The sequence below is a fragment of the Moraxella sp. ZY210820 genome (genome assembly GCF_030674635.1).
In the GTDB taxonomy this organism is placed as follows: Bacteria; Pseudomonadota; Gammaproteobacteria; order Pseudomonadales; family Moraxellaceae; genus Acinetobacter.
Genome location: NZ_CP089978.1, coordinates 1,586,064 through 1,599,024 on the forward strand (window position 1 = coordinate 1,586,064; position 12,961 = coordinate 1,599,024).

Sequence of the window (12,961 nt, forward strand, 5' to 3'; positions counted from 1 at the left end):
AATCATTATCAATAGCAATATCTCAATTTTCTATTCATTCACTACGATTAATTTTGCTATAATAAAGCAATATAAATTTGAGTAATTATTATGCACCAACGCCATCTTGATACAGGTTTACATGATTATGATTTTAAACGTGGTGAACAATGGATAAAATGCCCTAAATGCCAACAAAAAGCGATTTTAAAACCTATTACTTGTCATCATTGCCAAGAACAAAAAAAGATTGTGCAATGTTGTTGTGGTTATTGTTTTGATAGCCACAAAGATAATTACCCAAATCCTAGACCAAAAATTCTTTCATTTTCTGAACGTTGCCATCATTGCTATCAAGTTAAAATTGATATTAAAAAAACTTATCCTGCTCATCAAACACAATTTCCTAAAAAAATTTCAGCCACTTGTCCAAAATATCAGCAAATATCTCATTTTAAAGTGATTGATAAATATATTACTGCTCAATGGATTACTGAATATGAACGATTAACCCAAGCTGATTATGGTTTTGAATTATTTTTACAAACACCTACACGACATGGTAAGATTTTTGTCTATAACCCACAACATTTGGCTGAATTAAAACAATTTATTCAAGCGGATTTAAGAGAACGTCATACAGACATATATTATCGCAATAGCAGTTATTTTTCACGTTTACCTGCTTGGATAAAATCCGCACGACATCGTAAAGAGATTTTAAAAGCCATCGCACGTTTAAAACAGATGATTTTAAATTAACGATTTTTTGATGATTTTAATGATGATACGCCATTCTCAACTCAATATAAGTTATTGATTCTATGTAGGGGCGGAAAATTTTCCGCCCTTACGAAATTAAACGATGTAAATCATATCAATAAGCTATGATTTTAAGTTGAGAATAAAGTTTTTTTAATAATTTTAATATTGATAGGTATTTTATGATTGGTTCATTAACAGGCGAAATTCAATATTTAGAAGCACCCACCGTGATTTTAAATGTACACGGCGTAGGCTATGAAATCGACACCCCACTCACTACCTTTTGCCAACTCAGCAAAGGACAAAATGTAACCTTATGGACGCATTTTGTGGTACGTGAAGATGCTCAACAACTCTACGGCTTTTTAGATATTCAAGATAAAATCATTTTTAAAACCTTGCTCAAAGTGAATGGTATTGGTGCAAAAATGGCGTTGGGGATTTTATCAACCTTAAGTGTGGATATGTTGATTCAAACCATTGAACATGAAGATATTAACACCTTAATTAAAGTACCGGGGGTTGGAAAAAAAACGGCTGAACGCTTAATTATTGAACTGCGTGATAAATTTAAGAATTTAGCAAAAAATAGTACAACAACAACACAAACCTTACCGCAATTAGAACGTTTACAGTTACTGCCTGATAATCCAATTGCTGAAGCGGAATTAGCTTTAATGTCATTAGGTTACAAACCTGCAGAGGCACAAAAAGCCGTGGCATTGGTCAAAAATGATTTTGATAATAGTGCTGATTTAATCCGTGCTGCCTTAAAATCAATGATGAAAAAATAAGTACTACAAGTTGAGTAGAATATGGTAATTTCACGTTTTGATACATGGCTCAATATCGGTGCAGTCATTATTGCTTTAATGGTGGTGCATTGTTTTGGGCGTTTTGTTTTTACACCACTGATGCCCTATTTGATTGATGATGGTATTTTAACTTTAACACAAAGTACCGATTTAGCCAGTATTAATTATTTAGGTTATTTTATTGGTGCGTTTATTGCCATTATTTTATCATCGCCTAAATATACCAAGTTTTTAGTCTTATCCAATTTAATTATCAGTATGCTTAGTACTATTTTACAATGTTTTACAGCTGATTTTTATCATTTATTGGCATTAAGATTAATCAATGGTATTGCTAATGGTACAGTATTTGTGCTTGCTCCTGCCTTGGTTTTAGAGTGGCTACATCAACACAATAAAAGCCATTTAAGTGGTTATATGTATTTTGGGGTATCACTTGGTTTACTCGTAACAGGTTTATTGGTCGGCTTTACCGCAGATGATTTTTATGGTATTCAACGTTGGCAACCGATTGCCATTATCGCTACTATTTTAGGTGTATTGAGTTTTATTCGTTTATTATCATTACAAGTCAAATTACCTGAAATTAAAAATAAAACTGATGCTCCACCATTATTCAATTCATCAACAACACCCTTATTTTTTGCCTATTTAGGGGCAGGTTTAGGCTATATTTTACCCATGACCTTTTTACCTACCTTAGCCTATCAACTCAATCCACAACATACGTTTAACCCTTATATTTGGACAGTAGTTTCATTATGCTGTTTTATTTCTACACCGCTATGGAATATACTTGGACACCGTTTAAGTGATTATACCACACTAAATATCACTTATATTTTACAAACGATAGGCATATTATCCTTATTGATATTTCAAAATATGCTTGGTATCATGCTATGTGCAATCCTGATTGGTGGATGTTTTTTAGGCTCTGTGATGTGTACTCAACGTTATGCACGATATCTACAACCATTACAAGGCATTAAACTTTCAGCTTGTTTAATTTCCATTTATTCCATTGCACAGCTGATTGCTCCAATACTGACCAAATATTGGCTATTGGCTGGTGGCAGTTTATATTTAAGTTTTAGTTTAGGTTTAATTGCTTTTATTTTTAGTTTATTCTGTATGTGGCGTATTCCACACTCATCACGTTAATATTGAGACTTTCCATGCAAGACCGTTTAATTAGTGGTACTGAAAAAAAAGAAGACCAAATTGATAGAGCCATTCGCCCTACATCACTCGATGACTATATTGGTCAGCCGATTGTGCGTGAACAAATGGAGATTTTTATTGGTGCAGCACGTGGACGTGGCGAAGCCTTAGACCATACATTAATTTTTGGACCTCCGGGTTTAGGAAAAACCACACTTGCCAATATTATCGCTCGAGAAATGGGCGGAAATCTCAAATCGACTTCTGGACCTGTACTGGAACGTGCTGGCGATTTAGCCGCTCTACTCACCAACTTGGAAGAAGGTGATGTGTTATTTATTGATGAAATTCACCGTCTTTCCCCAGTCATTGAAGAAATCCTCTACCCTGCAATGGAAGATTATCAACTCGATATTATGATTGGAGAAGGTCCAGCTGCTCGCTCTATTAAGCTGGATTTACCACCATTTACCCTAGTCGCTGCCACAACCCGTACGGGACTTTTAACTTCACCATTGCGAGACCGTTTTGGCATTGTACAGCGTTTAGAATTTTATTCTGTGGCGGATTTAAGCTATATTGTGGGACGTTCAGCTCGTTTGATGGGTATTGATATGACCGATGATGGGGCAACTGAAATTGCAAGGCGTGCTCGTGGTACACCTCGTATTGCCAATCGCTTGCTTCGCCGTGTGCGTGATTATGCCCAAGTCAAAGGTAATGGTGAAGTTACACAAGAAATGGCTCAAAAAGCCCTTGATATGCTCAATGTGGATAAATCAGGTTTAGATACACTCGACCGCCGTTATTTATCGATGCTGTTGGAACGTTTTGAAGGTCGTCCGACAGGTGTAGAAGCTCTTGCCGCCGCAATGGCAGAAGATAGTGGAACATTAGAAGATGTGATTGAGCCTTATTTAATTCAACAAGGTTATGTAATGCGAACCGCTCGTGGACGTATTGCCACCCATTTAGCATATGCTCAATTGGGTTTAACTCCGCCTGAACATTCAGTAAATCTATGATACTTCATAGATATAACATCATTCTCAACTCATCAATGATTGATTGTATGTAGAGGCGAATAATTATTCGCCCCTACAACATTAAATATTTGCGTAATATATTAACTTACAATATGATTATTAATCATAAATAACAGTCAGCATACTTTCTAGACCACAACCACTATTTTAATCTCTATTCTAATTATCTATTTTATCTTCAATATGAGAACAAGAATAAATTTAATGATTGATTTTTTTGAATAAACTGTTAAGATGATATTTTTAAATGAGGAATATACCAATGAAAAAATCTATTATTGCTACATTTGTTAGCTTAAGTTTAACATTAACAGCTTGTACAACAGCTACACTCAAAGATGCTCGCCAAGATACAACAGGTTTAGAGCAAGCTAAAGCGATGACTCAAGAAAATTTAGCAACCGCTACAACTGAAGCTAATATTGTTAATGCCGCAGAAAAAGCAACTTTGCAATCTGCCAAAGCAGATAAACAAGCAGAAAAAGCTCAGCGTAAAGCTGATAAAGCTCAAAAGAAAGCCGAGAAAGCTCAAAAGAAAGCTGAAAAACGTGCCCAAAAAGCTGAGAAACGTGCTAAACGTGCCGAGGCAAAAGCTAAAAAAGCTCAAGCTAAAATTCAAAAAGCAGAAGAATTATTACCTACTGAATAATTCTGTCTACTATATTTGATTCAATCATCACTCAAACCTTCATGTTGAGTGATGATTCTTTAATGCGAGTAAATTTCATTCATAATCCAATTATCCACTTATTTTCAGCAATTTTTATAACAATTTGTGATTAATAGTTGCTTTACTTTACATAACACGATTATAATAAAATAGTGTCATCTTATGAGGATATTCCATCATGAAAAAAATTGCACTACTTGGATTATGTTCTGTTTTAGCAACAGGCTGTGCAACTCAAACTTATGTTCTTGCAGAACAAACTCAAGAGCAACCTACTTATAGCAAAGCACAAACTTTTTATGTTTCAGGTATTGCTCAACAACAAGCAGTAAATGCTGCTGCTGTATGTAATGGTGCAGATAATGTAACAACAATTAAAACTAAATTGACTTTCAAAAACGGTGTACTTGGACATTTAACACAAGGTATTTACACACCACGTCAAATTATGGTTTATTGTAAATAATAGGATATAGCCATGAAAAAATTAGTAACTTTAGCTGCTTTAATCACACTTACTGCAACAGGTTGTGCATCTCAAACGGCTCATTTACGTTCAAATCAAATTTCAGCATCTCATAGTGAAACACAAGCCTTCTTTTTAGGCGGTATCGCACAAGAAAAAACGCTTGATGCTGCAAAAGTATGTCAAGGTACACAAAATGTTGTGAAAGTTGAATCTAAACAAGAAGCAAGCGATGTTGTACTAAGTGTCGTAACTTTAGGTATCTATACACCACGCACTGCAAAAGTTTTCTGCAATACACCATAATGATTTAACATCAGTCGTGCATAGCATTGGTTTTCTATAAAAAACCAATGTCTAACACGTTATAAGTTTAATGATAAATATGTGAGCAAATATATGCGTGGTTTTTCATTCCCTATCCGTGTTTATATTGAAGATACTGATGCAGGCGGTATCGTTTATCACGCCAATCACATCCGTTTTATGGAACGCACTCGCACAGAATGGCTACGTTCATCAGGGATAGCTCATTATTGGCATCAAAAAGACTATAATTTTGTCGTACATAAACTTGAAATCAAATATTTACGCCCTATTTTAATGGACGATTTAATCACGGTAACAGCAAAAGTATTAAGTTGTAAATCAGCCTCTTTTGTATTAGAACAAAATATTTATCGTGATGATACTCTTTTAGTCTCTGGACAAGTAGAATTAGCTTGTCTAAGCAAAGAAATGAAACCTTTAAAAATCCCCCAAGAAATTAAAACATTAATTGAACAACAACTTATACAAATGGCATAACACTATTAATCTGCACAATATGAGTTCGCAATGGATGCCGAAAAGATAAATGTGTTGCATGTAATGCCAAACGCCCTAATCGCCCTTGTTCAGGATAAGCATGATATAATTTATCACCAATAATTGCATATCCAATATAAGCTAAATGTAAGCGTAATTGATGTGAACGCCCTGTAATTGGGATTAATTGTACTAAAGTTTCATCGTATTGATTTAAATAATTAACCGCTTGATATAATGTTAATGCTGGTTTACCTAGTTCAAAATCAACCTTTTGACGTGGACGCCGTTCCCAATCCGCAATTAATGGTACATCAATTTGTCCATTACCTTGTAAATTTCCACTCACAATCGCATGATATTGCTTATCCACCTGCCGAGCTTGAAATAATTTACTCATCGCCACTTCCATATCACGATGTTTTGCAAATAATAAAATACCCGATGTTGCCATATCCAAACGATGAATGACTTTTGCTTGTGGAAATTGCTGTAAGATTCTCCAATAGGCACTATCATAATGTTCTGGCTGACGACCCATAACCGACAATAATCCTGCAGGCTTGTCAATTGCTATCAAATCATCATCTTCATAGAGTGTAATTAAAGGCTCTTGTGGTGGTGTATAAATAAAATCTGACATCATTCAATATTGATAAATAAAGATTGTATTTTACTGTTTTTTCAATGATTTTTAAATTGTTTTTTTACTATTTCTCTATTTATCAAACATTTTTATCATAATATAACAAACAAAAAACCAAGCCCGAAGACTTGGTTTTTTATCGCATTTACTAATTAATGATTATGCCCTGCATGACTACCGCCATTATTTAAATAATTTAAATAATCATGCAATGGAGAAACAATATCAACTTGATCTAAGACTGCGAGAATTGCATCAGGATATAAACCTAAAATCAATACCAAGGCAGATACTAGCAATACCATCACGCCACCCACTTGTTTCCCCCAATTTGCTTGTGGAGAAACTTGTTGAGCAGATTCTATAGGCTTTTTATATAAAGTTACAATCACACGTAAGTAATAATATAAACCAATACCACTACCTGCGATTAATAATAATGCTAACCACCAGCTTTGTCCATCAATTAAGTCTTTTACAATTAAGAACTTAGCGATAAAACCTGCTGTTGCTGGTACACCTGCAAATGATAACATCATCACTGTTAAAGTTGCACTTAAAATTGGATGACGCCAGAATAAACCATTATACGCAGATAATTGGTCGATATCATCGCCCTGATTACGGTATGGACTAGACATTAAAGTAATCACACCAAAAGCACCAATTGTCGTCAATGTATAAGTTAAAATATACATCGTTACACTTGGAATACTATAGAACATCATGCTAATTGGTGCTAGTAAAATATAACCAAAATGTGCAATTGATGAATACGCTAAAATACGTTTTAAGTTAGTTTGACGTAAAGCTAACAAGTTCCCCAACACAATTGAAGCAACTGCAAATACAGTTAAAATCACTTGAATTGATGGTAAACCAATAATACCTGAAGCCAATAAATAACGAATAAAGAAACCTAAAGTCGCTACTTTAGCGGCAGTCGCTAGGAAAGTTGCGATTGGCGTAGGTGCACCTTGATAAACATCGGGTGTCCATTTATGAAATGGTGCTAATGATAATTTAAACGCCACCGCAAATAGCATTAAGCCCAAACCCAACACTACAAATGGATTATGCTCCATTTGATGTATTAAATTTTCAGTTGCAGGCATCACACCATCAGCTTGTACATAGAATGATAAATTCCCTGTATAAGCATAAACATAAGCCATACCCATTAACAACATCGCAGATGCAGTTGCTGATAGCACCAAATATTTAATGCCTGATTCTAATGACTTACCACGTTGATGTGTATAAGCTAACAAGCCATACACAGGAATTGACATCAACTCTAAACTAATAAAGAAAGAAGCATAATGTGAACTTGCCACTAACAGCATTGCTCCTACCACGGAGAATAGCATAAGTACATATAATTCTTCTTTATTATTCTGATAGTTATCAATATAAGCATGAGATAAAGTACAACATGCTAAAGCCGCAATTAAAATCATGATTTGGTAGAATTGCGTAAAGCTATCTACCATAAACATACCCATCACGGAAGCCACAGCGATAGATTGGTGTGCATCAATTGCCGTTGCCCATTTGAACAACATATAAAATAAAGCAATATTTAAGCCAATGACAGAAGCTGTTGCAATTAAATTATGGCTACGTTTGAGTGATGTTAAAATCATCACTATAATCGCCGTCAATGCCACAATTATTACTGGCATTAACGGTAAAAAGTCATGTAAAGTTACTGTGAAGTTCATGATTATGGTTTCTCCACAAGTGGTTGTTCTAAGCTTACAAGCGGTTGTGCCATTTGAGATGGTTCAACTGGCATTGGCAAATAACTGTTTACCAACCATTGCATACTTGAATGTGAAATATCTAAGAATGCTTGTGGTGCAAGACCTAACCATAATAAACCCAACACACACACCATTAACAAACCGATTTCACGACAGGTTAAGTCTTTTAATGGATTTTGGCGTTTATCATTGTCCATATTCGGCGTACCAAACATCGTACGGTGAATCATGATTAAGGTATATAATCCTGCAAAAACCAAGCTTACAGCAGCAATAATGGTATAAACTGGATATTTTGCATACGAACCCATTAAAATCATAAATTCGCCTACAAAGTTACCTAATCCTGGAATACCCATCAACGCTGCTGAGAAGAAAATGATAAAGAATGGGAAATAACGGAATTGTCCCCAAACTCCACCCATCAAAGTCATATCACGTGTGCCTAAGCGTTCATATAACTGACCACAAATAATAAATAATGCTGCTGATGCTAAACCGTGAGCCAACATCATTATCATTAAGCCTTGATAAGTCAAGATATTACCTGCATAAATCGCTAGTAATACAAAGCCCATGTGCGAAATAGAAGTATAAGCTAACAAACGTTTAATATCAGTCTGTTGATACGCACACCATGCACCGTAGAATACACCAATTAAACCAAGTATAATTGCAATATCAGCAAATTGTGCTGAAGCTACTGGGAAGAATGGGATCACAAAACGTAATAAACCATACGCTGCAGTTTTAATCAAAATACCGGCTAAATCTACAGAACCCGCTGTTGGTGCTTGTGCGTGTGCATCTGGCAACCAGCCATGCAATGGGAATACAGGTAATTTAACAGCAAAACCAATAAACAAGCACACCATAACAATATAAGCTAAAACAGGTGCTTGCATATCAATCATGTTTGCAACTTGTAATAAGTAGTTGTAGTTAAAGCTGATTTGTTGTGTCATGCTATAACCAACAGCAACTAAAGTTAAAATACCAAGTAACATGATAAGACCTGCCACTTGCGTATAAATAAAAAACTTTGTTGCGGCTGTAGTACGAGAAACGCCTGTTGCTCCACGATGTCCCCATAATGCAATAAGGAAATAAATTGGAACAAGCATTAATTCCCAAAAGAAGAAGAATAGGAACATATCAATGGCTAAGAATACACCAATAACAGCACCTAAACTCCACAGCAAGTTAAGATGGAAAAAACCAACACGGCGATTAATTTCACCCCACGAACAGCCCACTGCTAAAATACCTAATAAAGCAGTTAAGCCAACCATTAACAGTGATAATCCATCAACCGCTAAATGAAAGTTAATACCTAAACGGCTAATCCATTGTACATTAAATTCAGCTGCCCAAGATGGAATTGGTTGTCCAAGCTCATAACTATATTGACCTTGTTTATACAATACAATCGTTAAAACAAAGGTGAGCAACATACCGATTAATGCAACCCAACGTGGAAATACATCACTGATTTTTTCAGCTAACCAACAGATCAAGCCTGCAATAAACGGAATAAAAACCAATGCGGGTAAAAGTAGATTATTGTCCATTTTAATGCCCCACAACCTGAATAACCACAAGTACCATTAATAAGACAATCATCGCTAATACAATACTGCTTGCATATTCACGCAATGAACCTGTTTGTCTTGTACTTGCCAAATGACTACCACCTTTAATGACTGCTGGTAAAATTAACCATACTTTATCAATTGGGTCTTTACCAAACAATTTTGCAAAGAACAAATAAGGCTTCACAAAAATTAAATCATATAAGGCATCAAAACCAAAAGCATTACGCCAAATATGTGCAATGCCTGCACCAAAACGAGTATTGGCAATTTTTTTCACACCATCATATGACATACTAAATAGTAAAACACCAATGATTAAACCTGTTAAAGCAATACTAATTGCTGTATATTCCACACTATGTTGTTGCTTAGCAATTTCTGTACTCACTTCAAATGCTGGAATTTTAGCTTGACTTAAAATATTCATTACAGGTGCTTGTAAAACTTTCGCTAACCCAGTAGATAAAACTAACAATACACCTAGCGGCAACCAGTAAGTAATACCTTTAATTTCATGATAAGGTGTTTTCTCTTCGCCAAAGAACACTAACCAAATTAAACGGAACGTATAAATTGACGTTAAAAATGCACCAATCACACCCACCCAATATAATTGACCATAAGTTTCAATGCCTGTTGTTGCACCATGTGCCCATACTTGCCATAAAATCGCATCTTTTGAGAAGAAACCGATGGTAATGAATGGAATGGCTGCCAATGCACCACCACCAATCGCAAAACACGCAAATAAGAATTTATTATGCTTATATAAACCACCCATTTTCATCACGTTTTGTTCATGATGATATGCTATAATCACCGCACCAGAAGACAAGAATAATAATGCCTTAAAGAATGCGTGTGTCAGCATATGGAATAAACCTGCTTGATATGCTTCCGCACCTACCGCCATAAACATATAACCAAGTTGGCTCATGGTTGAATAAGCTAAAATACGTTTGATGTCAGTTTGTACTAAAGCAGCAAAACCAGCAACTAATAAAGTAATCGCACCTGTAATCGCAATAAATTGCATCACTTCTGGTGCCATTTCCATCACTGAGAATAAACGACTGGTTAAATAAACACCTGCTGTTACCATTGTTGCAGCGTGGATTAATGCAGATACAGGCGTAGGACCCGCCATCGCATCAGCCAACCATGTTTGTAATGGAATTTGTGCTGATTTACCTGCAGCCCCTAAGAACAACATCAATGCTGTCCAAATTGATAATGATGAACTTTGTGTCATCACCGTTGGTGCTTGCTCAACGATTGTTGCAATATGTAAAGTACCAAATTGTTGATAAACTAAGAATAAACCAATCAATAAGAATACATCACCCACACGTGTTACAGTAAAGGCTTTAATTGCTGCCCAACCATTGTTTGGATTATTATAATAAAAACCAATCAACAAATACGAACACAGACCAACACCTTCCCAACCTAAGAATAATAATGCTAAGTTATCACCCAACACCAATAACAACATACTGGCAACAAATAGGTTGAAATAAGAGAAGAAACGAGCAAAACCAAATTCATCACCACGCATATACCATGATGCAAAAATATGAATTAAAAAGCCAACACCCGTAATCATGCCCATCATCAATAATGATAAGCCATCTAAATGTAAGCTAAATGCTGGTGCAAAACCACCAACATTAAACCATGTCCATAAATGTTGTACATAGTAACTTTCGCCACTATTTAAAAAACTTACACCTGAAATGAAAGCGAATAATGCTGATAAACCAACCGCACCGACACCTATAATCGCTGCTACAGTTTCAGGTAATTTATCTCGTCCCACTGCTAATAATACAAAGCCAATCAGCGGGAATAATACGGTTAAATATAAAGTACTCATCCACGCATCTCACTTGCAGCATCAATATCCAAATGATGGAAACGATGATAAAATTGAAGAACAATAGCAAGACCAATACAGGCTTCAGCCGCAGCTAAGGTTAAAATCAAGATAAACATGATTTGACCATCGGGTTGTCCCCATGCACTTCCTGCTAATACGAATGCTAACGCAGCAGCATTCATCATCACTTCTAAACTCATTAACATAAATAATAAGTTACGACGTACCATCACACCATATAAACCAAGTGAGAATAAAATGGTTGCTAAAATCAAACCATGTTCTAAAGGAATATGACCCATTATTTTTCCTCCTCTTCACTTGGTTCACGTTTACCGAGATGATATGCAGCAACTAATGATGCCAATAATAATAAGGCTGCCACTTCAACCAACAGTAAATATTGAGTAAATAATGAAATACCCACTTGTTTAGGCTCAATAATTTTTGTACCTAATAATTTTTCAGAATGCGTAAATTCAGGTAAAAGCACCCAAACCAATGTTGCACCTAAAATAAAACTCAAACTTGCAGGCCATGCCCATGCTGATGATGTAAGCCATTTGCGTTCTTGTTCAATAGTCGCTTGACCTAAATTCAACATCATCACCACAAATACGAATAACACCATAATCGCACCTGCATACACAATCACTTCTAATGCCCCCGCAAAAGGTGCACCAACAATGAGAAATATGCCAGCAACTGCAAGTAAAGATACAATAAGACTTAATAAAGCATGTACAGGATTAGTATTGGTAACGACACGAATAGTTGAAATAATCGCCACCAATGCCATCAAATAAAACGGCCACATCATGGTAATAAACTCCGTACATCAATCGGTGCAGACTCTTTTTGTGCCTCACCTTTATCTTTACCCTGTATCGCCATACCTGTTACACGATAGAAGTTATAATCAGGATATTTACCTGGCCCTGAAATTAATAAGTTTTCTTTTTCATACACCAAATCTTGACGTACATATTCTGATAATTCAAAATCAGGTGTCATCTGAATTGCTGTAGTCGGACACGCTTCTTCGCACATACCACAGAAAATACAACGTGAAAAATTGATACGGAAAAATTCTGGATACCAACGCCCATCTTCACGTTCAGCTTTTTGTAAAGAAATACAACCTACAGGACACGCCACCGCACACAAGTTACACGCTACACAACGCTCTTCACCATCTGGGTCTCGTGTTAAAACAATACGTCCACGGAAACGTGGTGCAGTCAATTGCTCTGCAGGCACTTCAGGGTACAAAATTGTATCTCGTGGACGGAAACCATGCGTAAATACCATGTACAATGAACGTACAATCGACCCTACACCAGCTAGAAGTTTATACATTTTC

Annotated in this window: 15 protein-coding genes; 8 read left to right on the top strand and 7 right to left on the bottom strand. The window is 35.8% G+C overall.

Annotation, left to right across the window (positions count from 1 at the left end; all coding sequences use genetic code 11):
- Nucleotides 1-90: 90 nt before the first annotated feature.
- The 8 genes from LU301_RS07875 to ybgC all read left to right on the top strand — a co-directional run bounded on the left by LU301_RS07875 (nucleotide 91) and on the right by ybgC (nucleotide 5,712).
- Entirely contained in the window at nucleotides 91-741 is a 651-nt protein-coding gene (locus LU301_RS07875) for a hypothetical protein (protein WP_305269506.1), read from the top strand.
- Nucleotides 742-923: 182 nt separating this feature from the next.
- Nucleotides 924-1,538, top strand: coding sequence for a Holliday junction branch migration protein RuvA (ruvA, locus tag LU301_RS07880; protein ID WP_305269509.1), 615 nt, complete (start codon nucleotides 924-926; stop codon nucleotides 1,536-1,538).
- A 21-nt stretch (nucleotides 1,539-1,559) separates the two neighbouring features.
- Nucleotides 1,560-2,723, top strand: coding sequence for a YbfB/YjiJ family MFS transporter (locus LU301_RS07885; RefSeq protein WP_305269512.1), 1,164 nt, complete (start codon nucleotides 1,560-1,562; stop codon nucleotides 2,721-2,723).
- Between the two features lie 14 nt (nucleotides 2,724-2,737).
- Entirely contained in the window at nucleotides 2,738-3,748 is a 1,011-nt protein-coding gene (gene ruvB, locus LU301_RS07890) for a Holliday junction branch migration DNA helicase RuvB (protein WP_305269515.1), read from the top strand.
- A gap of 283 nt (nucleotides 3,749-4,031) precedes the next feature.
- A complete protein-coding gene (locus LU301_RS07895; protein ID WP_305269518.1) occupies nucleotides 4,032-4,418 on the top strand; it encodes a hypothetical protein in 387 nt (128 codons plus the stop codon).
- 199 nt (nucleotides 4,419-4,617) lie between these two features.
- Nucleotides 4,618-4,905 (top strand): Bor/Iss family lipoprotein, encoded by a 288-nt coding sequence (locus LU301_RS07900; RefSeq protein WP_305269520.1) that lies wholly within the window; start codon nucleotides 4,618-4,620, stop codon nucleotides 4,903-4,905.
- Between the two features lie 12 nt (nucleotides 4,906-4,917).
- The gene (locus tag LU301_RS07905; RefSeq protein WP_305269522.1) at nucleotides 4,918-5,211 is read left to right on the top strand and encodes a Bor/Iss family lipoprotein; all 294 of its coding nucleotides are present in this window, start codon (nucleotides 4,918-4,920) and stop codon (nucleotides 5,209-5,211) included.
- 93 nt (nucleotides 5,212-5,304) lie between these two features.
- Nucleotides 5,305-5,712, top strand: coding sequence for a tol-pal system-associated acyl-CoA thioesterase (gene ybgC, locus LU301_RS07910; RefSeq protein WP_305269524.1), 408 nt, complete (start codon nucleotides 5,305-5,307; stop codon nucleotides 5,710-5,712).
- Here ybgC and LU301_RS07915 read toward each other — a convergent pair.
- From LU301_RS07915 to nuoI, 7 genes are all read right to left on the bottom strand, one after another.
- Complete coding sequence (locus tag LU301_RS07915) at nucleotides 5,696-6,355, bottom strand: RluA family pseudouridine synthase (protein WP_370692189.1); 660 nt, start codon at nucleotides 6,353-6,355, stop codon at nucleotides 5,696-5,698. The genes ybgC and LU301_RS07915 overlap by 17 nt on opposite strands.
- Before the next feature lie 155 nt (nucleotides 6,356-6,510).
- Complete coding sequence (locus LU301_RS07920; RefSeq protein WP_305269528.1) at nucleotides 6,511-8,082, bottom strand: NADH-quinone oxidoreductase subunit N; 1,572 nt, start codon at nucleotides 8,080-8,082, stop codon at nucleotides 6,511-6,513.
- Between the two features lie 2 nt (nucleotides 8,083-8,084).
- The gene (gene nuoM, locus LU301_RS07925; protein ID WP_305274025.1) at nucleotides 8,085-9,701 is read right to left on the bottom strand and encodes an NADH-quinone oxidoreductase subunit M; all 1,617 of its coding nucleotides are present in this window, start codon (nucleotides 9,699-9,701) and stop codon (nucleotides 8,085-8,087) included.
- Nucleotides 9,697-11,595 (bottom strand): NADH-quinone oxidoreductase subunit L, encoded by a 1,899-nt coding sequence (gene nuoL / locus LU301_RS07930; RefSeq protein WP_305269531.1) that lies wholly within the window; start codon nucleotides 11,593-11,595, stop codon nucleotides 9,697-9,699. The genes nuoM and nuoL overlap by 5 nt, the downstream gene beginning before the upstream one ends.
- Nucleotides 11,592-11,900: an NADH-quinone oxidoreductase subunit NuoK gene (gene nuoK, locus LU301_RS07935; RefSeq protein WP_305269535.1), complete on the bottom strand. Its 309-nt coding sequence runs from the start codon at nucleotides 11,898-11,900 to the stop codon at nucleotides 11,592-11,594. Before nuoK ends, nuoL begins: the two co-directional genes overlap by 4 nt.
- Nucleotides 11,900-12,415: an NADH-quinone oxidoreductase subunit J gene (gene nuoJ / locus LU301_RS07940; RefSeq protein WP_305274027.1), complete on the bottom strand. Its 516-nt coding sequence runs from the start codon at nucleotides 12,413-12,415 to the stop codon at nucleotides 11,900-11,902. The genes nuoK and nuoJ overlap by 1 nt, the downstream gene beginning before the upstream one ends.
- On the bottom strand, nucleotides 12,415-12,957 hold the full coding sequence (nuoI, locus tag LU301_RS07945) for an NADH-quinone oxidoreductase subunit NuoI (RefSeq protein ID WP_305269537.1): 543 nt from the start codon (nucleotides 12,955-12,957) through the stop codon (nucleotides 12,415-12,417). The genes nuoJ and nuoI overlap by 1 nt, the downstream gene beginning before the upstream one ends.
- Nucleotides 12,958-12,961 lie beyond the last annotated feature (4 nt).